Origin of the sequence: Dactylosporangium sp. CA-092794, from assembly GCF_050948465.1 — a bacterium.
In the GTDB taxonomy this organism is placed as follows: domain Bacteria; phylum Actinomycetota; class Actinomycetes; order Mycobacteriales; family Micromonosporaceae; genus Dactylosporangium.
In genome coordinates this window covers 3852884-3873635 of sequence record NZ_CP192044.1, presented here as the reverse complement: position 1 = coordinate 3873635, position 20752 = coordinate 3852884, and the positions used below count along the sequence as shown (strand labels likewise).

Sequence of the window (20752 nt, the reverse complement as noted above, 5' to 3'; positions counted from 1 at the left end):
CGGGCTCAGAGCCTGGCCAGGGACTCCTCGATGACGGAGACCACGGCATCCAGCACATCGGGCGTGTGCGCGGTGCTGAGGAACCACGGCTCCAGCGGGTTGGGGTGGAAGTACAGGCCGCCTTCCTGGCACAGCAGCTGCAGCCGGCGGTGCGCGGCGAAGTCGATGGACGACACCGCGGCGTCGTAGTCCAGGTCGACGTCGGGGACGTCGGTCAGCAGTGCCACCGACATCACCGACCCGCTGCGGCAGATCCGGACGTTCCGCCCGGCCGCGGCGAACAACCCGGTCAGCCGCTGCTGCAGGTAGTCACCGGCGACGTCGAGCGCGTCGTACACCGACGGGTTGGCGCGCAGCTTGGTGACCATGGCGACGGCCGCGGTGATCGCGGCGTGGTTGCCCGCGAACACACCGGCGTGGAAGGCCTCGTTGCGGGCCAGCGGCGCCATGATCTCCTTGCTGCCGCCGAACGCCGCGACCGGGAAACCGCCGCCGAGCACCTTCGACACGATGGTCAGGTCCGGACGCACCGACAGCAGTTCCTGCGCGCCGCCCAGGGCCACCCGGTATCCGGTGATCACCTCGTCGAAGACGAGCAGCGCGCCTCGGCTCGTGGTCAGGTCGGCGATCCGCTCCAGGAAGCCCGGCGCGGCGTGCACCATGCCCGCGTTGCCGCAGATCGGCTCCAGGATCACGGCCGCGATCTCATCGCCCCGCGCCGAGAACACCTCGTCCAGCGCCGCGAAGTCGTTCCAGGGCAGCTGCAGCGTGTGCGCCAGCGCACCGGGGATCATGCCCGGCGCACCCGGCTGCGCGCCGTGCACGCCGACGCCGTTGCTGGTGATCGATGCCTTGCGCAGGACCGTCTCGCTCCAGCCGTGGTAGTGACCCTCGAACGTGACCACCACCGACCGGCCGGTGACGTAGCGGGCCAGCCGCAGCGCCGAGGTGATCGCCTCGGTGCCCGAGTTGGCGAACCGGACCTGCTCGATGCTCGGGACGGTGGCGGCGATCAGCTCGCCGGCCTCGTGGTCGAGGCGGTGCGGGATGCCGGTGATGGCACCCAGCAGGAGCCGATCCGCGACCGCCCCGAGGACGTCGGGATCGGCGTACCCGAACAGGTGCGGGCCGTAGCCCATGTTCACGTCGATGAGCTCGTTGTCCTCGACGTCCCAGATCCGGCACCCGGCCGACCGGTCGAGCACCAGCGGGGTCTGGATGCCGAGGTTGCGCATGTTGCTGCTACCGCCGCCGGCGATGACCGCGCGGGTGGCCTCGAGCAGGTCGGCGTTGGTCAATCGGGTGGTTACGGGCGCCTGCGTCATTGATTCGACTCCTTCTGGGGAATGGCCACCGTCACGTACGACGGGTCGGTAGGAATGGCGCTGAGATCGGCTTCGAAAAGGATGAAACTGTCGCGACGCTCCAATTCGGAGAATCGGTTGAACTTGTAGGAGACGTACATCATTCTGTTGCGGTCGGTCTGCACGAACTCCGCGAGGAGCCGCACGCCCTCGGCCGCCGCCAGCCGCTTCAAATGGTTGATGACAATCGTTCCCACACCGCGCGACATCACTCGGCACGACATCAGCAGCAACTTGACGGTCCAGGCGTCGTCGCCCTTCTCGACCAGGGTGAGGCCGATCGTGCCGTACGGGCCGTAGCGATCCTGCAGGGTCGAGGTCAGCAGCAGATACCGGTCGAGCTTGCGGAACTCGTCGAGCTCGGCGTAGGAATAGGTGTATCCGGTGGTGTTGAGCTGGTTGGTGCGCAGCGTCAACTCCTCGGCGCGCTGCAGGTCGTCCTCGGTCGCCTCCTTGATCTCGAACCGCATCTCGAGGCCTTCGAGAAACGCCTCCTGCACCCCGCCGAAGTCGGCCTCGGCGGTCTTGCGGACGCGGTCGGCCTGGTACATCTCGCGGCGCCGACGGGAGTCCGCGGTCACGAAGGTCGGGGTGAACTCGGGCCGGTCGACGAGCGTGGCCACCTCGGCGCTGTCGACGCACAACACCTCGGGCAGGCTGAAGGCGACTTCCTCCCGCTCGAAGGGCTGGTCGTCGATGAACGCCAGACTGTCGATGCCGATGTTGAGCTCGGTGGCGATCGCTTTGATGGACGCCGACTTCGGGTCCCAGCCGATCTGCGGGTAGAGGAAGTATCCGGCCAGCCCGAACTCCTCCAGCTTGGCGAGCGCGGCTCCGGGGTCGTTGCGGCTGGCGACCGAGTGCAGGATGCCGCGCTCGTCCAGGGCCCGGAGGGCGGCGACCGCCTCCGGGACCAGCGTCAGCTCGTCGTTCTCCAGCAGCGTGCCGTGCCAGAGCGTGTTGTCCAGATCCCACACCAGGCACTTCACGGTCATCGTGGTCCCTCTCCGTCGGGTGCGGTCGCGCACACCCGCTCCGAAATCACTATCTGTTGGATCTGGGTGCTGCCCTCGATGAGCTCCATGACCTTCGCGTCGCGCAGCATGCGCTGGGCCGACGAGGTGGGCAGGCAGCCGCTCGCGCCGTGGATCTGCACCGTGTCGGCCGCGGCGCGGAACGCCCCGGTCGACGCGAAGTACTTGGCCATCCAGATCGCGGCGACCGCGTCGGGGTGCTCGGTCTCTTTGAGCCGGCCCGCCTGCAGGCACAGCAACCGCGCGGCCGAGACCGTGGTCGCCATGTCGCTGAGCAGTCGTTGGATCAGTTGGTGCTCGGCGATGACCGAGCCGAACTGGTGGCGCTGTCGCGCGTACGAGAGGGACTCCTCCAGACATGCCTGCAACAGCCCGACCGCGCCCCACGCCACGCTGTAGCGTCCATACTCCAGTGCCGGACCGGCGATCGCGACCAGCCCGAACCCGGGCCGGCCGAGCAACGCCGTGCCGGGCACCTTGCAGTTGTCGAACCGCAGTTCGGCGATCATCGACGCGCGGGTGCCGAGCATGTCGGCGATCGGCACGACGGTGAGCCCGGGGCTGTCCCGCGGCACCACGAAGGCGGTGATCCGCTCGTCGATCCGGGCGAACACCAGGAAGACGTCGGCCGCCTGCCCGTAGGTGATCCATTTCTTCGTGCCGTCGAGCACGTAGCCGTCCCCGTCGGGCCGGGCGGACGTGGTGATGCGGGCCGCGTCGCTGCCGGCGCCGGGCTCGCTCAGCGCGAACGCGCCGACGCACTCGCCCCGGGCCATCCGGGGCAGCCACCGCTCCCGCTCCTCGGGCTTGCCCCACCGGGCGATCGCGTAGCTCACCATGCTGTGCACGGTCAGGACGCTGCGCACCGAGGAGCAGCCGACGCCGAGCGCCTCGTTGAGCAAACCGAACTCGATGATGTCCAGCGCGCTGCCGCCGTACTCGACGGGGATCAGCGCACCCAGGTACCCGGCCCGGCCCATCGCGACGACGATGTCGCGGGGCAGCCGCCCGGCCCGATCCCACTCGTTGGCGAACGGTGCGATCTCGGTCGCGGTGAACTGCCGGTACTCGTGCAGAACCTTGCTCTGGCTGTCGGTGAGCGACAGCACACCGGCGGTCGCGTTCATGTGTCGACCAGCCTCACGCCCCGGCCAGCACGCCGCGTTTGGCGGCGACCAGCCGTGCGATCGCCTCGATCGACCGGAAGTTGTCGAACTCGAGGTCGTCGTCCTCCAGCGTGATCGAGAACTCGCGCTGGACCATGACGATGAGCTGCATGACGAACATCGAGTTGGCGTAGCCGCTGGCGAAGATGTCCTCGTCGTCGGCGAACTCGTGCTCCTTGAAGAATCCCGCCAGGTAGTCCCTGACCTTTGCCTCGACCACGGATGGCACCTCTCGTGTCTAGTGGTAGTCGTAGAAGCCACGGCCGCTCTTGCGACCGTGCAGGCCGGCGTGCACGAGCTGCTTCAGCAGCGGGCAGGGCCGGTACTTGCTGTCGCCGAAGCTCCGGTACAGGCCCTCGATGGACAGCAGGATGGTGTCCAGGCCGATCAGGTCGGCGGTCTCCAGCGGCCCCATGCGGTGGCCGAAGCAGCCCTTGAAGATGCGGTCCACCTCGATCGGCTCGGCGACGCGCTCGTGCACCAGGTACGCGGCCTCGTTGACGGTCAGCATCAGTACCCGGTTGGAGACGAAGCCGGGCGAGTCGGCGACGACGACGCCCTCCTTGCCGATCGTGGCGAGGAGATCGAGCATCGCCTGCACGGTTTCCGGCGACGTGTGATACCCCCTGATCACCTCCACCATCGGCTTGAGCGACACGGGGTTCATGAAGTGCGCGCCGACGATCTTGTCCGGCCGCCCGGTCACCCCGCCGACCTGCGTGATCGGGATGATCGACGTGTTCACGGCGAAAACGACGTGTGGCTTGCACAGCGAGTCGAGCGCCTCGAAGACCGGCCGCTTGACGTCCCAGTCCTCGGTGACGTTCTCGATCACGAAGTCGACTTCGGCGACGTCGCCGAGGTCGGTGGTGAACACGATCCGGCCGACGATCTCCTTGCGGTCCACTGTGGACCCGGCGACGCCGTCCCGCTTGCGCAACATCTTCTGCAGCACCAACGCGTTGTCGATGCTCTGCCGGGCCCGGGTGAGGGCGTCCTCGGTGATGTCGACCAGGACGACGCCCAGCCCGGCCTGCGCCAGGACCAGGGCCACCTCGCTGCCCATCACGCCGGCGCCGATGACGCCGACGTTACGCACTTCGATTTCCGGCATGCTGTCCTCTCCTCTGTTCCGGGGTTGCGGCCGGACTCACGCGCGTGCGTCGCGCACAACACCGGCGAGAGTGGCGACGGTCGGCGCGTCGAAGATCGCGCCGACCGGCAGGTCGACGGCGAACGCCTCGCGTAGCCGGGGCACCAGTTGCAGCCCGAGCAGCGAATGCCCGCCGAGTTCGAAGAAGTGGTCGTTGACCCCGACCTTCTCCAGGCCGAGCAGTTCCTGCCAGAGCTCCGCGAGCCGTTCCTCGACGCCGTCGCGGGGTGCTTCGTACGGCGTCAGCAGTTCCGGACGCGGGTGGTACTGCGCACTGTCGGGCTCACCTTGCCGGCCGTCCCCGGTCGCGCCGGTGCGCGGCCTCGCCACCTCGTCGAGCACGTCCACCAGGTCCCGGGTGCTCACCAGCACCTGGGGGCTCGGTCCGGCCGCCAGGATCCGGTCGAACACGTCGGTCCCCTCGGCCGGCGACATCCCGTGGTCCAGGGCGGTGCGCAGGAAGCCGGCCGTGTGCTCCGGCTGGCGCGCACCCGGATCGGCGACCGGCGGGTGCTCGTACAGCCGCGTCTTGCCGGTGGCCGCCGCCTGCGCCGCCGTGAGCCGGCCGTCCAGGTCGTGCACCTTCTTCAGCACGAACCGCTCGGCCCGCACCAGCTCGTTGCCGGCCAGGTCCGTGATGGTCACGTCGGAGGTCAGCGTCTCCTTGCCGACCTCGTCGCGGTCCCGGTACACCTGGTGGCTGTAGACGGCCGCCGCGAGCGGGGCGAACATCCGCAGCCGCCCGTAGGAGATCGGGATCCGGAACTCCCGGGCGTGGTAGACGCCGACGAAAGCCGTCGAGATGTCCAGCAGCGCCGGGTGCAGCGCCAACTGGTCCAGATCGGCGCGGAACTGCTCGGGCAGCTCGATGCGGGCCAGGAACTCGCCGTCCCCGACGTACATCCGGCGCAGGCACTGGGACCGCGCGCCGAAGCCCATCGGCCCGTCGTGCTCCGGCCGGCCGATGTCGCGCAGGACTGCCGTCAACGACTCGACGTCGATCCGCCGGGCCGGGGTGTCGTCCAGCGCGGCCACCCGACCGGACGAGTGCAGCTGCCACCGCGCGCGGCCGGCGTCCGGGTCCGGGTGTGCGCTGATCACGACGAACCCGGTGCCGTCGCCGTCGTGTTCCAGCACGGTGCGCACCTCGGTGCGGCCGCCCTCGGCGACCACGATCGGGGTGTAGAACGTCACGTCGCTCAGGTCGACCCCCATGTCGCGGCGGTCGCCGTGCCCGCGGTGGTCGGCGAACGCCGCGCGGACCAACTCGAGGTGCCCCACCCCGGGCACCACTGCCCGGCCGAGCATGCGGTGCTCGTCCACCAGCCAGGAATCGGCCGCGTCGAACGTGCTGACGTAGATCGCGTAGCGCTCGTCGGTGCCGGCCAGTCGCCGTTCGATGAACGGGTGCCGGACCGCACGGTCGGTGGGCGGCTCCACGGCGGTGCCGCCGATGCTGCGGGCCGCCATCCCGATGCCCTGCCAGGCATCCCAGTTCACCGAGACGACCGGCTGCCCGCCGTGGTGGTCGTGGTGCGCCAGCGCGTCCAGGAACGCGTTGGCGGCGCAGTAGTCGACCTGGCCGACGCCACCGGTGACGGCGATGCCCGACGAGCAGTGCACCAGGAAGTCCAACGGGAGCCCGGCGAACGCGTGCCGCAATGCCAGCGCCCCGGCGACCTTCGGGGCCAGCACCGCGGCCGCCCGGCCGGCGTCCTTGAGCTGCATGAGGCCGCCGCCGGGCACCCCGGCGGCGTGCACGACCCCGTGCACAGCGCCGAACCGGTCGACCGCCGCGGTCACCACCGCGCGGAGCTGGTCGGCGTCGGTGACGTCGGCCACCGCGACCAGCACCGTGCCGCCGGCTCGTTCCACCCGTCGCACCGCGCGGATCCGTTCGGCCGTCGGGTCCGTCGCCGGCCGGTCCGTCCACTGTGGCCACTTGTCGCGGGGCGGCAGGCCGGAGCGGCCCACCAGGACCAGGTTCGCCTGGACGGTGGCGGCCAGGTGCTCGGCCAGGGACAGGCCGATCCCGCCGAGGCCGCCGGTGATCAGGTACGTCCCGCCGGTGCGCAGTCGCGTCCGCTCCGTGGGGGCGACCAGCCGGGTCGGGCGGTGCTCCTGGCGCAGGCGCATCCCGCCGCGAATGGCCACCACGGCGGTACCGGTGGCGGCGGCGACCGGCCGGTCCAGTTCGTCCAGCAGCCGGCCGGCCAGCGCGCGCCGGTCCTCGCCGGCGTCGGTGAAGGCGAGGTCGACACTGCGGCAGGCGACCGACGGGTTCTCCAGCGGCCAGACCCGGCACGGCCCGAGCACCAGTGCCTTGGCCGGGTGCGGGCGGTCGCCGTCGACGACGCCGTGAAGGTCGGTGGAGATCACTGCCACGTCGACCGGGTCGGTGAGGGACTCCCGGCCGATCGCCTGCGCCAGGGCCAGCACGCTGGTGAAGCCGGCGACCGTGGCCTCCTCGACGGCTGCGGGGTCCGTCGGGTCGTCGGCGCGGGGACCGACCAGCCACAGATGGGCGATCCGTCGCGGCAGTTCGCCGCCGGACCGGATCCGGTTCAGCAGTTCGACGTAGTCGCCGGCGTTCGCGGGATCCACGACGTACGAACCGTCCGGGTCGGCCGCGAACCCACTGCCGCGGCGCACCACGGTCACCTCGTCGCCGCGGTCCGCCAGCTCGCGCACCAGCTCGTCAGCGACGCCGAGCCGGTCGGCGAAGACCAGCCAGCCTCCGCCCGGCGTGGGCCCGGCGGCCGGCGGCACGACCTCCCACCGCGGCGTGTAGAACCAATCCGCGAGATCGCGGCGCCCGTCGCCGGCTTCCTCGGGCTCGGCGACCGCCACGCCGCCGGCGTCCGGCTCGACGACCGCCGGTGCGCCGATGTTCGGCTTCGGCCAGAAGCTGCGCCGCTGGAACGGGTACGTGGGCAGCGCCACCCGCCGCCGGGTGGGCGACACGCCGTCCCAGTCGATGTCGACGCCGCACAGCCAGAGCTTGGCGGTGCTCTCCGCGGTCCAGGACCCGTCGGAGCCGCCGTCGGTGAGCCCGGGCAACGATCCGAGCACCAGCGAGCCCGCGTCGGCGCCGCGCGGACGCGCCTGCTGGGCCATCGAGCCGAGCGGCCGGCCCACGCCGACCTCGACCAGTACCCGCCCGGGTTGCTGCCACAGCCGCCGTACCGCGTCCCCGAACCGGACGGCCTCGCGCAGATGGCGGCCGTAGTAGGCCGGGTCGACGGCGTCCGCCTCGGTCATCCAGTCGCCGGTCACGTTGGACAGGTACGCGATCTCCGGATGGTTGCGGCTGACCCCGCGCACCACCCCGACGAAGTCACGAACGAGCGGCTCCATCATCGTGGAATGGAAGGCGTGGGTCGTGCGCAGCCGCCGCGCGGCGACGCCCCGCTGCACGAGGCGCTCCTCCAGCGCCGCGACAGCGACCTCCGGTCCGGCGATTACGCACAGATCCGGACCGTTGACCGCGGCCACCGACAGGTCGGCGTCGAGCACGTCGTCCAGCCGTTCCTCGGGCAGCTGCACGGCGAGCATCGCGCCGGGCGGCAGCTCGCTGATCATCCGGGCCCGTTGTGCCGTCAGGTACAGCGCGTCCTCCAGCGAGAACACCCCGGCCAGGGTGGCCGCCACGTACTCGCCGAGGCTGTAGCCGACCAGCGCGTCGGGGCGGACCCCGCGGGCGAACCAGAACTGGGCCAGCGCGTACTCCACGGCGAACGTCGCCGGCTGGGCGTACACGGTCTCGTCGAGCCGGGACGGCTGGGGCGCGGCCGCCGAGCGGCCGAGCATCGCGCGCAGGTCGGGCTTGCCGGTGGCCCCCCGCCGGGGCCGGTCGGCCGGGAAGAGCACCGGCCTCAGGTCCAGTCCGGCGCCGTCGGCCAGGATGTCCAGGCATTGGTCCAGCGCGTGCCGGAACACCGGGTCGGTCCGGTGGAGGTCCGCGCCCATGTGCTCGTACTGCTCGCCGAGGCCGGGCAGCAGGAACGCGATCCGCCGCGGCACGCCGGTCGAGCTGAGCGTCATGAGCCGCGCCGGGGCCCGTCCACGCAGGACGTCGACGGCGTCCGCCCGATCGGCCGCGACCAGCACCCGGCGGTGGTCGAACGCGTGCCGGCCGCCCTGCAGGGTGCGCGCGACCTCGGCCAGGCCGGCCTCGGGGTCGGCGGCCAGATGGTCGGCCAGCCGCTCGCCGGCCGGGTCCAGCGCCGCCGGGTGGTTCGCCGACAGCGGTAGCACGTGCGGGCCGGCGGCGGAAGCGTCGACCGCCGGGTCCGGCGCGGCTTCCAGCACCATGTGAACGCCGGTGCCGCCCATGCCGAACGAGCTGACCCCGGCCCGCGGTGCGGTGCCGTTCCCGGGCCAGGGGCTCAGCGCGGCGTTGACCCGGAACGGCGAGCTGTCGAAGTCGATGCGCGGGTTGGGCTCGGTGAAGTGCAGGCTGGGCGGGATCTCGCGATGCTGCAACACCAGGATCGTCTTGATCAGCCCGGCGATGCCGGCCGCGGCGTGCGTGTGGCCGATGTTCGTCTTGACCGAACCGATCGCCCGGGTGCCACCGGTCCAGCCGGCGGCCCGGTACGCGCGGGTGAGCGCGTCGATCTCGATCCGGTCACCGAGTGGGGTGCCGCTTCCGTGGGTCTCGACGTAGCCGATGGTGTCCGGCGCGATCCCGGACTGTTCCAGTGCCGCCTGGACGATCCTGGCCTGACCGGACACGCCCGGCGCGGAGAAGCCGACCCGGTCGGCGCCGTCGTTGCCGGCCGCCGATCCCTTGATGACGGCGCGGATCGGGTCGCCGTCGGCGAGCGCGTCGGCCAGCCGCTTGAGGACCACCAGGCCGGCACCCTCGCCGATGACGGTGCCCTGCGCGGCGGCGTCGAACGCCCGGCAGTGCCCGTCCGGGGAGTAGATCCCGCCTTCGTGATACAGGTAGCCGGGGTGCTGGCCGGCCCTGATCGTCACGCCACCGGCCAGCGCGAGGTCGCACGAGCCGGCGCGCAGCGACTCGGCCGCGAGGTGTACCGCCACCAGCGCCGTCGAGCACGCGGTCTGCACCGACACCGACGGGCCGGTGAGGTCGAGCTTGAACGATATCCGGGTGGCCAGGTAGTCCGCGTCGTTGGACACCCCGGCCAGGAACTGCTGCGTCGACCCGGTTTGCGGACCGAGGAGCTTCAGGTAGTCGTTCTTGTAGGACCCGGCGAACACCCCGACCCGGCCGGCGATGTCGCTGGGATCGTGCCCGCTGTCCTCCAGCGCCTCCCACGCGCACTCCAGCATCACCCGGTGCTGGGGATCCATGAGGGTCGCCTCTTTGGGGTTGATGCCGAACAGCGAGGCGTCGAACAGGTCGGGCCGCTCGATCACTCCCGCGATCGGCACGTAGTGCTCATCCGCGGCGACCGCGGCCGGTACGCCGGCGGCGGCCAGTTCCTCGGAGGTGAATGTCGTGACCGCCTCGGTGCCGGACCGCAGCAGCTGCCAGAACTCGGCCGGTCCGCAAGCACCTGGAAAGCGACTGCCAATACCGATGATCGCGATTTCGTGCGTACTGTCAGAACGAGCCACGGGACGTGGCCACCTCCGATCATTCACGTGGACTTGCACCAGAAGTGCCGCGTTCTCGACAATCGCCCCGACATCCGGCGGCGCAGGCGCGACCGGAAGGGGAATAGCGGGAATCGTGACGCGTCAAAGGGCCGGCACGGACCGGTGGTTCGCGCGCCGATTCAAGAAAGGAAGGCCGTCAGGCTCGCGAAGAACGCGGGTTCAGCAGCACCGCGGGGTTCGTCCTGAACCATCTCGCGATGGGCACGGTGGCGCCCCGGGAAAAGCGTGACAGATTCACCGACGGCATGTCAACACCCATTCTTGAGTGTCCTGATCTACACGGCAAGCAACCCTTGGTCGTTATGTCCGACCAAGGGTTGCCGTATTCGTGACGATTAGTTGCCCGCGGCCGTCCGGCACATCGCGAACAATTCATCGAGGTCGTACTCGGCGCGTCCCGGACTACCGTAGCGGCGCAACTTGCCGCGGCTGGCCCATTTGCGGATGGTCGCCTCGGACACGCCCACGGCGAGCGCGGCCAGTTGCGTCGGGACGGTCCGGCGGCGCCTGCCGCTGTCGTTCACGCCGCACGCTCCGCGTCCCTGGCCGCGTTGCCCCGGCTCAGCCGCAGCCACTCGTGCGGCTGCCACACGTGGCCGGCCGTGCAGCGGGCCTGGCGAGCCGTCCCGTCGGCGCCGTCATACAGGTGCACGCTGCTTCCGCAGCCCTGGCGGTCGCAGCGACCCAGCGTGCGCGGGTCCTGATCGGTTCGGTCGCTCACCCGGCGGGCGACGGCGGTCAGCGCGTGCACCTCGGCGGCGAAGTCGCCGGCGGCCGGGTGCCGGGCGAGCCAGTCCACGTGCGGGTCCAGGAAGGCGGTCAGGTCGGCCGCGGCACGGGAGCGTGGCCGGCGGGCGGGGCGGCGCTCCTGGACCACGAGCGCGCACCACGACGACAACACGTCGGCGATGTCGGACCGGACGCGCACGGCCGACTCGTTGAGGACGATGCCGGGCGCCCCGCTGGTCCGGACCCGCTCGGCGATGCCCTGCCGGGTCCGGACCAGGTTCTCCTCACAGTCGCGGTACAGCCCGGGTAACAAACGCAGCTCCTCTCGCGCGGTGTGCCGGCAAGGCGCGCACAGCCGGAAGCCGTCGATGACGGATCGTGAACACGCGGGAAGATCGCAAAGCGTCTCGGTCATTGTCGTCCCTCGTCGTGGTCTGGAAGGTTGGTCGCGGTGCCCAGGCCCAGCCGGCGGGCGACCGACGTCATCTCGTACGTGAGCGCGGCGCTCACCTGGTCGGGGTCGAGCACGTCCACCACCACGACGCCCAGCGCCGAGATCGTCGGCCCGGTCCGGCCGTCCTGGAACAGGTCCGCGAAGTCGGTGGGCACCGGCCGCGGGTAGCGCACCCGGCGCCGGCGCGCGGAGTTGGGCTGGACCTGCGCCGCCTCGTACCGGTGTGCGTGCTGCTCGCGCAGTGCGCGGTCGCCGACGCAGACCAGCAACGCGTGGTCGACCACGCTCGGCGGCACCGGCCGGCCGCCGCAGTTGACCAGCACCGCCGCCTTGCTGATGTGCCGGCTCTCCAGGTCGGTCAGCGACCCGGTGGTGGCGATCCCCACCAGGTTGGCCCCGAACGTCGCCTCGTCCACCCGCGAGGTGATGGCGAGTCCGATCCCGGACAGCTCCAGTTCATCGATGACCCGTTGGGTGACGATGGCCCCGGTCGGCCCGTCGACGGCGCACACCGCGATGTGGCTGATGCCCAGCACGTAACGCGCCAGCATGCGCATCATGAGCTCGGCCCGCAGACCGGAACCCAGCACGCACACCGTCGCCGCTCCCGGCGGGACCAGCAACTGCGCCGCGATGACGGTGAGGCTCGCGCACCGCACCGCCCGCAACGCGTCCGCCGAGAGGAGAACGCGTATCGACGAATGCGTCTCCCGCGTCACCACGTGTGGCTCGGGGTGGTTGGTCTCGACCTGCAGCACCGGACCAGGAACAACAAGGCCGCGGCCGGTCAGCTCGGCGACGACCAGTCCCACCGGGTCGATGGCGTCGAGCGCTCGGTGTACGTCGTCGAGGCCGAGCCGAAACGTCGTGCCCATTCCAGATCCACCTCACGGCCTCACGTGTGTTCGGTCTTCGCAGCACTATGCCCCGTGTGCCTTCTCGTCGGCTTCCGACCCGCTATGCGGAGGTCGGAAGCCGGTCAGGGGTGAGTTGAAGTCACCCGCGCGCAGGATGTCGGCGTCGATTGACGCACGTCAGTCGACCGACAGCCACCTTGGAGGAATCACGTGTGCACCACCGCCACCCCGACCGTTGCGATCCCCGTCCGCGTGAAGCTCGTGATGCTCGCGGCCGTGCTCCTGACGGCCCTCGGCATGCTGGCCCTCACCGTGCGGGACACGCACTGGACCGGCAAGAGCGACGGCGTCTCGGCCCCGCGGATCGGCGCCGGAGGGGTGCCCAACCCGAACACCCCGCAGGACACCATCTGGTGAACCACGGGTCGGCGCCACGGCCTGGACACGAACGATCCACGAAGCTCGTCGCAGTGAACGTCCCGCCGCACCCCGCCGTGACATGTGTTGACAGCCGAAGTCGGCAACTGTCACGCTAAATCGACGGCGGAGCCCTATCAAAATCCGGTGACGACTGGGAAGAAAATCGTCGCCGTTGCCGCCCGTCAACGGCCGTTTCCGTTGTGCATCGCCTTGGGGGTAGCGACAGCGTCGCTACCCCGATCGCACGTCCGGAGCCGCACAGGCGTCCCGTCGCAGCCATTGATCAGCAGCCGACCCACCGGGTCGGCAGATCGCGCACGCCCACGATTCCCTTCGCCGGAGGAGAAATTCGCAATGTCCGATCAGAAGATGTCCACCAAGGTCCTCATGGTGATGCCGTACCTGGACTACATCCCCAAGGCTCGGGAGGAGGGCTTCCAGATCTTCGCGATCTGGGACCGCAAGGTCGCCGAGGGCTCGTTCGGCGCTGGTACCGACAAGTACCTCGCCGACATCGCCGAGGTGGCCGAGACCCTGCTGGTGACCGACTTCGACGACCACGAGGGCTACCGCGAGGCGCTACACAAGGCGGTCGCCGAGTTCGAGCCCGAGTACCTCTACCACGTCGGCGCCGAGGAGAGCATGCTGCTCGCGTACCAGGTCGCCGAGGAACTCGGGATCGAGGTCAACCCCGTCCGGTCGATCGAGATCCTCAACGACAAGCTGGAGTTGCGCCGCACCCTGGCGGAGCACGACCTGTCCCCCGTGCGGTACGCGCACGCGCCGCGGTGGCAGGACGTCGCCGCGCTGCTCGACGGGTTCACCCTGCCGGTCGTGGTGAAGCCGACCGAGCTGTCCGGCAGCCGGGGCGTGCTGCTGCTGCACGACGAGGCCGACCTGGCCACCTGGGGAACGCTGCTGGAGTCGTACGGGTACGACGGCCCGGTGCTGGTCGAGGAGTACCTGCGCGGACCGGAGTTCAGCGTGGAGACGATCAGCGCGCGGGGCGTCCACCACGTGATCGGGGTGACCCGCAAGATCCTCGGTCCGCCACCGCTGTTCGTCGAGTTCGGACACGTGCACCCCGAGCCGCCGTCGCCGGACACCGACGCGATCGCCAAGATCACGGTGGATCTGCTGACCGTGGCCGGCTACCGCAACGGCCCCGCGCACACCGAGGTGAAGCTGACACCGGACGGCCCGCGGATCGTCGAGTCGCAGGCCCGGCTCGGCGGTGACCGGATCCCCCACCTGGTCAAGCTCTCCAGCGGCTTCGACATCATGCGATCGGTCTTCGTGGCGCTGTCCGGGCGGCCGCTCGACCCGGTCGTCCCCACGGCCAGCGCGCGGATCCACTACTTCACCCTTCCGCTGGGTACCGTCCGGTCGGTGGACGGCCTCGACGAGGCCCGGGCACTGGACTTCGTCTACGACCTGAACCTGCCCTTCGGTCCGGGCGACGTGATCCCCGAGACGGTGGACTGGCGGACCCGGCACGGCTTCGTCATCGTCAGCGGCGAGTCGGCCGAGCAGACGCTGGAGCGTGCCCACCAGGTCGAGGCGCTCCTCACCATCGACATCGCGCCCACAGCGGGTGACCCGGCGTGAACCCGTTCACCATGAACCCGGTGCTGCGGATCCGGGTCCTGGTCAACTTCTTCAACCGGCTCCTCGACTCGATGATCACGTCGTTCATGGCCATCTATCTGGCGTTCTCCTTCGGCGTGGCGGCCGCCGGGGTCCTGATCATCGTAGTGGTCACCATCGGCGCGCTGGGCATGCTGGGCGGCGGGCACATCTCCGACACCCGGGGACGGCGGCGTACGCTGCTGGTCGCGGAGTTCGGCATCTTCGCCACGTACACCCTGATGGCTCTGGGCAACTCGCACTGGTGGGGCAACGCCCTGGTGGTCTACGCGGGATATCTGCTCAACAAGCTCGCCGCCAGTGTCGCACTGCCGGCGAACGACGCGATGATCGTCGACGTCACCACGCCGGAGACCCGCAAGGCGGCCTACACGCTCATCTACTGGGCGACCAACCTCGCCCTGGCGGTCGGCTCGCTGCTCGGCGCCTGGCTGTACAACGGGCACTTCACACTGATGCTCACCATCGCGTCGACCTGTACCGCCGGGATCGTGGTCACCACGTACCTGCTGATCCCGGAGACCCTTCCGAACGCGGCGGACGCAGCGCCGCGCACCTCGCGGCTGAAGGAGTTCACCGCCGGCTACGCGCTGGTACTGCGGGACAGCGGGTTCATCCGGCTGATGGTGGCGGCCACGCTGATCCTCGGGATCGAGCTGCAGATCATCAACTACGTGGCCGTACGGCTGAACCTGCACCTGCCGGTGCAGAACCTGGTCGAGGTCGGGTCCTTCGCCGTCCGGGTCGACGGCGTGCGAATGCTGGGCATCCTGCGCGCGGAGAACACCATCCTGGTGGTGGCGCTCATGCTGTTCGCGCACGTGCTGTTCCGCCGGTTCTCCGACCGCGCGGTGCTGTACCTCGGCACCGCCATGTTCGTGGGCGGCTACATGGTGCTGGCGGTCAGCGACATCGGCTGGGCTCTGTTGATCGCCGGTCTGGTGTTCACGGTCGGCGAGCTGATGAGCGTGCCGGTGCGGCAGACGATGCTGGCCAACATGGTGCCGGAGAACTCCCGCACCCGCTACATGGCGGTGTACAACCTAAACCTCCGGTTGGCGCAGGGGATCGCGGCGCTGTTCATCACCATCGGCTCGGTGGTCCCGCCGTGGGGCATCGCGCTGCTCTACGCGGCGATGGGGCTGGTCATCGTGCAGCAGTACCGTGTCCTCCTCGCCCGCCCCACCGCCCGGGACGAGCTCGTCACCCCGGTCAGCGCCAAGGCGTAGTTCGGATGGTGACCAACCACCCGTCCCTACCGGACACAAAGGAGAACGGACCATGACTGACCCCGTGACCCGACATTACGTCGAGCAGTGCCTGGCGCCGGGCAGCCCGCTGCGCACCGCGATGGACGACGCGGCGCTGCCGGCCGAGATCGCCGCGACGGTCGACGGCCGGTTGCTCGCCCGGCCGCTGTTCGCCGCCGCGGCCGAGATGCACGCCTTCGCCGACGACGTCGTCGGCCTGTTCCACCTGATGACCTCGCTACCGCACCGGCTGTTCGACGGCGACTTCGGCCGGTACTGCGCGCAGCTGCGGATCGACCCGCGCGCGGAAGCACTGATGCGCCGGCTCGGCGATGTCGCCCCGCCGCTGTACGGCCGCGCCGATCTTTACCACGACGGTACGCGCTTCCGCCTGCTGGAGTTCAACATCGCCAGCGAACTCGGCGGGATCGACAAGTCGCAGGGCATCCCCGCCGGCCTGCTGACGGTGGACGCGTTCGCCGCGTTCGCCGACGCGCACCGGCTCAGCTTCACCGACACCACGCAGCACGCGGCCACGACGCTGCGCCGGGCCGGCGAGGCGGTGGCACCCGGCCGGGAACCGGTCGTCGCGCTGCTGGAGTCGCCCGGCGGGATGACGAACCTCGGCGCCATCTGGCGCTCGCTGCGCCGCCGGCTGCGCGAGCTGGGCCTCGACTTCCACCTCGGCGAGGTCGGCGACGTCGTGGAACGGTCGGGCAAGCTCTACCTCGGCGACGTCCCGATCGACGTCATCCTGCGGACCTTCGCGGTCGACGAGACGTGCGCGCTGCCGGACGGCGAGGCGCTGGTCGAGCCGATCTTCCGGGCCCACGAGGCCGGCACGGCGGTGCTGTTCACGCCGATGGCCAGCAGCCTCTACGGCAACAAGGGTTGCCTGGCGCTGCTGTCCGACCCGCGTTGGCACGACCGATTCAGCGCCGAGGAACTGGCCCTGATCGACCGGGTACTGCCGTGGACCCGCGCACTCGGCGGACCGTCCACGGTGGACGACGAGGACACTCTGGCGGAGTGCCGCGAACGGCGCGAGGAGCTGATCCTCAAGCCGAACGCGACCAACGGCGGCTCGGGGATCGTGCCCGGCTGGGAGACCGACGACGAGCAGTGGTGGCTGGCCATCAAGCAGGCGTCCGTCGCCGGCTGCGTGGTGCAGGAGCGGGTGACCCCACGGGCGGAGCCGGTCGTGGACCCACGGACCGGGCAGGTCGAGGACTGGTGGGCGGTCTGGGGCATGTACGTGATGCCCGACGGTTACGCCGGCGCCTATGCCCGGGCGCTGCCGAGCAGCACCGACGCGGTGATCAGCATCAGCGCCAACGCCAGCACCCGGGCCGCCGGCGTCTTCCTGTACGGCGAGTGACACCGGAACACAACGGCGCGGCTGGGAGAATCCAGCCGCGCCGATCGTCGTCTGTGCTCAGGTTGCTCCCCGGTCCTGGTTGCTCCCCCGGTCCCGGGTGGCCTCCTCGGTTCTCAGGGTTCCGCAACGATGTCGGTCTGGGACACCAGCCGTGCGCCGAGGGTGCGGAGCCGGTGCTCGCACTCGGTGCGGGTCGCGGCGGTGGCGATCGCGGCGGCGAGGAAGTCCGCTGAACCCGACGCCGCGGGGATGGTCTGACCCCGCTGCGCGTACACCCAGAACCGCTCCACCCACGACTCGGCAGGGGCCTCGGGAACCGCCCGCACCACGCCCGGTCGCTTCATCATCAGCACCTGGCCGGACATCACCCGGGGACGCGGCGGCGGGCCGCCGCGCAGGGTTTCCGCGAGCGCCGGCAGGGGCAGGCCGAGCTGGGCGCGGGTGGCGTACTCGCCCAGGTTGATGCCGAACATGGCGTGGAACACCTCCCGGATCTTGGCGCCGCCCGGGCGGCTCGCGATCTCGCACAGCACCAGGCGGTCGTCAGGGGTGTGGAAGATCTCCGCGTGGAAGGCGTGCGGGTACTGCCGGCCCTCCGCGCGCTTGAGCCCCGTCACCAGGCGAGCCGTCATCGCGAGCAGGCGGTCGGTGAGGGGGTCGTCCGGGTCGAGGGTGAGGTCGACCCGCGCACCGGGGTCCGAGCCGAACGACGCCAGATCGTACTGGTACTGCGAGGGCCAGGCCAGCACGATCCGGCCGTCGATCACGAGCCCGTCCACGTGGCACATCCGGCCCGGCACGAACGCCTCGATCAACAGGTCCGTGCGCGGGCCGGCGGAGTACGCCTCGGCAAGCGAGTCCGCCAGTGCAGCGCGGTCGTGCAGGATCCTGAGCCCGATCGCGCTGTAGCCGGCGCGTTCCTTGAGCACCACGGGAAAGCCGTGCGCCTCGGCGAACGCCAGCGCCTCGGCGGCGGTGCCCGCCACCGTGTGCGGGGCGACCTCGACGCCGGCGCGCTGCGCGAGCCGCTTCATCAGAGCCTTGTCGCGGAACGGGAGCAGGTCGGCCGGCCACGCGCCGGGCAGGTTCAACCGTTCACGCAACCACGCCGCGGTGTCCACGTCCGCCTCGTGGTGCGCGACGACCCGGTCGACGGTGAACTCGACGGCCAACTCCAGCGCGTGCTTGCGGACCTCCTCGTCGTCGTCGAAGCGTTCCAGGAACTCCAGCCGGTCGAACCCGAGATTGCCGGTGGGCACCGGCTCGCCGAAGCTGCGCAGCTTGTCGGCGGCGGCCAGCACGACGATCTCACCGGGATAGTCGGCGAGCCACCGGTCGTAGGGGAACGGCTCGAACGGGTTGCGGTGCAAGACCAGGACGCTCATGACCGACCCACCGCCGCGGTGACCCGGTCGGCCACCTCGGCGACCCGGGCGACGTGGATCTGCCCGCCGTCGCCGGCGATCCGGATGTCGACCGTGTCGCGGATGACGTCCGCGGCGCGTTGGACGGCCGCGTCGGTGTCCGCCGCGGTGACCGCGACCAGCCCGAGCCGGTCCCAGTTGTCGCGCAACGCGTGCACCGGGTCGCCCACCTTCGCGGTGATCCGCACGGCGAGGACGCCCGGCTGCTCGGTGGCCCGCTGCACACCGTCGATCGACAGTACGCTGCCGGGCTCGCCGACGATGAACCGTGCGCACGCACCGGCGTGTGCCCGCGGCCGGTCGGGCAGTTCGTCCACCAGACCGAACGGCCAGCCGACCGCGAGGGTCGTCAGGTCCACCCCGTAGGCCGCCCGGACCAGGTCCGGGATGGCGTCGCCGCCGAAGCGGTTGTGCCCCTCGATGACGGTGGGGCCGCGCGGGTCGACCTTGACCTCGGTGTGGCAGACGCCGTCCCGGAAGCCCATCCGGTCCAGGAAGACGGCCACGGACTCGCGGATCGAGTCCCAGGTCTCCTCGTCCAGCCGAGCGGGCACCGCGTGCCCCAGTTCGGCGAAGTGGCCCTCGCCGGAGAACTTCTCGGTGATGGTGACGACCACGTGCCGGCCGGCGAAGCTGAACGACTCGACGCTGAACTCCGGGCCGTAAACGTACTCCTCCATCAGGAAGTCCTCGAGCACGTACATGTCGGAGATGCGGTCGGTCCGGGTGCCGCGCAGCTCGGCGACCCGGCTCCACACCCGGTCGAGGTCGGCCGGGCCGTCGACCCGGAACACGCCGATGCTAGCGGTGGCGTCGGTGGGCTTGACGATGAACGGGAAGCCGTAGCGTGTACCGAAGGAATCCAGGTCCTCCCGGGTGACCAGCAGCGCGGCGCCGACCGCGGCGGGGTCGTACCGCGCCAGGTGCTGCCGCATCGTCCACTTGTCGCGGATGCGGTGCGCCACGTCGTAGCCGGTGCCGCCGAGGTCGAACAGATCGTTGATCCGGCCGGCGATCTCGAGCCCCGGCTCGGTCAACGACACCGCGGCGGTGAACCCGTACGTCTCGTACAACTGCTCGACCAGCGGCCGGGTCAGCGACCAGTCGGTGTAGTCGAGCACGTGCCGGACGTCCGCGTAGGTCTCCTGCTCCTCGGTCACCTTGCCGGGGTGCTGCAGCAGCAGGACATCGAGGCCCAGTTCCTTCGCCTTGACCAGGGTCTCATCTAGGCCGCCGACGAGCAGCAGCGTCTTCTCGGGGTTCATCGTCGCTCTCCTGACGGGACGGTCGCGGACGGTTCGGTCTCGGTCGACCAGACGCTCAGGTACCGTTCGCCGGTGTCCGGGAGCACGACGACGATCGTCTTGCCCGCGTTCTCCGCGCGACGCGCGACGCGCAGCGCGCCGTGCACCGCCGCGCCGGACGAGATGCCGGCGAGCACGCCGACCCGGCGCGCGAGCCACTTGGCGGTGTCCAGGGCTTCGGCGTCGGTGACCGTCAGGACCGAGTCGATCAAGGTGAGGTCGGTGGTGGGTGCCACGAAGCCGCCGTTGAGCCCGGGAATGGCGTGGGTGCCGGCGAATCCCTGGGACAGCAGCGGCGAGGCCGCCGGTTCGACGGCGACGGCGGCGACGGCGGGGTTCTGTTCCTTCAGGTAGGACGCGGCACCGCACAGCGTGCCACCGGTGCCGATGCCGCAGACCAGGATGTCGACCCCGCCGTGGGTGTCGGCCCAGATCTCGGGTCCGGTCGTCTCGCGGTGAGCCCGTACGTTGTCCGCGTTGGCGTGCTGGCGGGGAAACCACGACCCCGGCAGTTCGGCCTGCAGTTCCTCGGCCTTGTCGATGGCGCCCTGGTAGCGCTGCTCCCGCGGGGAGAGGACCACCTCGGCACCCAGCGCGCGCAGCAGTCCGATCCGTTCCACCGTCGCGCTGTCCGGCATGACGATCACGCACCGGTAGCCGCGGGCGGCGCACAGGGCCGCCAGTGCGATCCCAGTGTTGCCGGAGGTCGCCTCGATCACGGTGCCGCCCGGGCCTATCAGCCCGGCCGCCTCCGCGGCGCGGAGCATGAACAGGGCCGCCCGGTCCTTGATGCTCGCCATCGGGTTGGCGGACTCGAGCTTGGCTAATACCTCGACGCCGGGTGCGCCGCCGTCCACCGGCAGACGCAGCAGCGGTGTGTTGCCGATCAGGTCTTCGATGCTGTCCGCGACGCGGCGCGTCGCTTGCACGGTCTGGCCCAT

General features: G+C 70.6%; 16 protein-coding genes. 4 read left to right on the top strand and 12 right to left on the bottom strand.

Features of this window, described 5'->3' with window-relative positions:
* Positions 1-5 precede the first annotated feature (5 nt).
* From ACQPXD_RS16605 to ACQPXD_RS16565, 9 genes are all read right to left on the bottom strand, one after another.
* The gene (locus ACQPXD_RS16605; RefSeq protein WP_432839333.1) at positions 6-1325 is read right to left on the bottom strand and encodes an aspartate aminotransferase family protein; all 1320 of its coding nucleotides are present in this window, start codon (positions 1323-1325) and stop codon (positions 6-8) included.
* Positions 1322-2359: an HAD-IIIC family phosphatase gene (locus ACQPXD_RS16600; protein ID WP_432839331.1), complete on the bottom strand. Its 1038-nt coding sequence runs from the start codon at positions 2357-2359 to the stop codon at positions 1322-1324. Before ACQPXD_RS16600 ends, ACQPXD_RS16605 begins: the two co-directional genes overlap by 4 nt.
* Positions 2356-3525 carry an acyl-CoA dehydrogenase family protein gene (locus tag ACQPXD_RS16595; protein ID WP_432839329.1) on the bottom strand — a complete coding sequence of 390 codons (1170 nt, stop codon included), beginning with the start codon at positions 3523-3525 and terminating at the stop codon, positions 2356-2358. Before ACQPXD_RS16595 ends, ACQPXD_RS16600 begins: the two co-directional genes overlap by 4 nt.
* 13 nt (positions 3526-3538) lie before the next feature.
* On the bottom strand, positions 3539-3784 hold the full coding sequence (locus tag ACQPXD_RS16590) for an acyl carrier protein (RefSeq protein ID WP_432839327.1): 246 nt from the start codon (positions 3782-3784) through the stop codon (positions 3539-3541).
* Between the two features lie 18 nt (positions 3785-3802).
* Positions 3803-4678: a 3-hydroxyacyl-CoA dehydrogenase family protein gene (locus ACQPXD_RS16585; protein WP_432839325.1), complete on the bottom strand. Its 876-nt coding sequence runs from the start codon at positions 4676-4678 to the stop codon at positions 3803-3805.
* 36 nt (positions 4679-4714) lie between these two features.
* Entirely contained in the window at positions 4715-10306 is a 5592-nt protein-coding gene (locus ACQPXD_RS16580) for an SDR family NAD(P)-dependent oxidoreductase (RefSeq protein ID WP_432839323.1), read from the bottom strand.
* Positions 10307-10683: 377 nt separating this feature from the next.
* Entirely contained in the window at positions 10684-10872 is a 189-nt protein-coding gene (locus tag ACQPXD_RS16575) for a hypothetical protein (protein ID WP_432839321.1), read from the bottom strand.
* Complete coding sequence (locus ACQPXD_RS16570; protein WP_432839319.1) at positions 10869-11390, bottom strand: hypothetical protein; 522 nt, start codon at positions 11388-11390, stop codon at positions 10869-10871. The genes ACQPXD_RS16575 and ACQPXD_RS16570 overlap by 4 nt, the downstream gene beginning before the upstream one ends.
* 98 nt (positions 11391-11488) lie before the next feature.
* The gene (locus tag ACQPXD_RS16565; RefSeq protein ID WP_432839317.1) at positions 11489-12406 is read right to left on the bottom strand and encodes a hypothetical protein; all 918 of its coding nucleotides are present in this window, start codon (positions 12404-12406) and stop codon (positions 11489-11491) included.
* A gap of 192 nt (positions 12407-12598) precedes the next feature.
* Between ACQPXD_RS16565 and ACQPXD_RS16560 the strand changes: the two genes are divergently transcribed.
* From ACQPXD_RS16560 to ACQPXD_RS16545, 4 genes are all read left to right on the top strand, one after another.
* The gene (locus ACQPXD_RS16560; protein WP_432839315.1) at positions 12599-12805 is read left to right on the top strand and encodes a hypothetical protein; all 207 of its coding nucleotides are present in this window, start codon (positions 12599-12601) and stop codon (positions 12803-12805) included.
* Positions 12806-13162: 357 nt separating this feature from the next.
* Positions 13163-14416 (top strand): ATP-grasp domain-containing protein, encoded by a 1254-nt coding sequence (locus ACQPXD_RS16555; RefSeq protein ID WP_432839313.1) that lies wholly within the window; start codon positions 13163-13165, stop codon positions 14414-14416.
* Positions 14413-15684, top strand: coding sequence for an MFS transporter (locus ACQPXD_RS16550; protein ID WP_432839311.1), 1272 nt, complete (start codon positions 14413-14415; stop codon positions 15682-15684). Before ACQPXD_RS16555 ends, ACQPXD_RS16550 begins: the two co-directional genes overlap by 4 nt.
* 64 nt (positions 15685-15748) lie before the next feature.
* A complete protein-coding gene (locus ACQPXD_RS16545) occupies positions 15749-17083 on the top strand; it encodes a hypothetical protein (protein WP_432839309.1) in 1335 nt (444 codons plus the stop codon).
* A 113-nt stretch (positions 17084-17196) separates the two neighbouring features.
* On the opposite strand, the gene ACQPXD_RS16540 is transcribed toward ACQPXD_RS16545, so the two are convergent.
* From ACQPXD_RS16540 to cysK, 3 genes are read right to left on the bottom strand one after another with little or no spacing between them, the layout of a single operon-like run.
* Positions 17197-18468 (bottom strand): ATP-grasp domain-containing protein, encoded by a 1272-nt coding sequence (locus ACQPXD_RS16540; RefSeq protein ID WP_432839307.1) that lies wholly within the window; start codon positions 18466-18468, stop codon positions 17197-17199.
* Positions 18465-19772, bottom strand: coding sequence for an ATP-grasp domain-containing protein (locus ACQPXD_RS16535; protein WP_432839305.1), 1308 nt, complete (start codon positions 19770-19772; stop codon positions 18465-18467). The genes ACQPXD_RS16540 and ACQPXD_RS16535 overlap by 4 nt, the downstream gene beginning before the upstream one ends.
* Positions 19769-20752: a cysteine synthase A gene (gene cysK / locus ACQPXD_RS16530; RefSeq protein ID WP_432839303.1), complete on the bottom strand. Its 984-nt coding sequence runs from the start codon at positions 20750-20752 to the stop codon at positions 19769-19771. Before cysK ends, ACQPXD_RS16535 begins: the two co-directional genes overlap by 4 nt.

What these genes read in the sequence shown, in the direction of transcription:
- ACQPXD_RS16605 (WP_432839333.1), bottom strand. Translation starts at nt 1,325, where the DNA reads ATGACGCAGGCGCCCGTAACCACCCGATTGACCAACGCCGACCTGCTC.
- ACQPXD_RS16600 (WP_432839331.1), bottom strand. Translation starts at nt 2,359, where the DNA reads ATGACCGTGAAGTGCCTGGTGTGGGATCTGGACAACACGCTCTGGCAC.
- ACQPXD_RS16595 (WP_432839329.1), bottom strand. Translation starts at nt 3,525, where the DNA reads ATGAACGCGACCGCCGGTGTGCTGTCGCTCACCGACAGCCAGAGCAAG.
- ACQPXD_RS16585 (WP_432839325.1), bottom strand. Translation starts at nt 4,678, where the DNA reads ATGCCGGAAATCGAAGTGCGTAACGTCGGCGTCATCGGCGCCGGCGTG.
- ACQPXD_RS16565 (WP_432839317.1), bottom strand. Translation starts at nt 12,406, where the DNA reads ATGGGCACGACGTTTCGGCTCGGCCTCGACGACGTACACCGAGCGCTC.
- ACQPXD_RS16555 (WP_432839313.1), top strand. Translation starts at nt 13,163, where the DNA reads ATGTCCGATCAGAAGATGTCCACCAAGGTCCTCATGGTGATGCCGTAC.
- ACQPXD_RS16540 (WP_432839307.1), bottom strand. Translation starts at nt 18,468, where the DNA reads ATGAGCGTCCTGGTCTTGCACCGCAACCCGTTCGAGCCGTTCCCCTAC.
- ACQPXD_RS16535 (WP_432839305.1), bottom strand. Translation starts at nt 19,772, where the DNA reads ATGAACCCCGAGAAGACGCTGCTGCTCGTCGGCGGCCTAGATGAGACC.
- cysK (WP_432839303.1), bottom strand. Translation starts at nt 20,752, where the DNA reads ATGGGCCAGACCGTGCAAGCGACGCGCCGCGTCGCGGACAGCATCGAA.